Origin of the sequence: Psychrobacter sp. 16-MNA-CIBAN-0192, assembly GCF_040309565.1 — a bacterium.
Taxonomy (GTDB): domain Bacteria; phylum Pseudomonadota; class Gammaproteobacteria; order Pseudomonadales; family Moraxellaceae; genus Psychrobacter.
The window spans coordinates 1-265 of sequence record NZ_JBEOOX010000334.1; the positions used below are offsets into that span (position 1 = coordinate 1).

The 265-nt window shown below is 43.0% G+C and carries 1 pseudogene; it reads left to right on the forward strand.

The window, feature by feature from the left end:
* A pseudogene (locus tag AAEY78_RS13465) lies at positions 1 to 265 on the forward strand (NADH:ubiquinone reductase (Na(+)-transporting) subunit A); the annotation flags it as partial.

A 265-nucleotide genomic window follows, 5' to 3' on the forward strand; every position in this document is an offset into this window, starting at 1 on the left:
GGACTTACCCATAGAGGGCGCTCCTCAGCAAGTTATTCATGATGGTTCTACCGTCAAACGTGTAGCTGTGCTAGGTGAAGAATTTATCGGTATGCGTCCAACCATGCATGTTCGTGTGGATGACCAAGTGAAAAAAGGCCAGGTACTTTTTGAAGATAAAAAGAACCCAGGTGTATTATTTACTGCTCCAGCTTCTGGCACAGTAAAAGAAATTAATCGTGGTGCTAAACGTGTACTGCAATCTGTTGTTATTGAAGTTAACGGC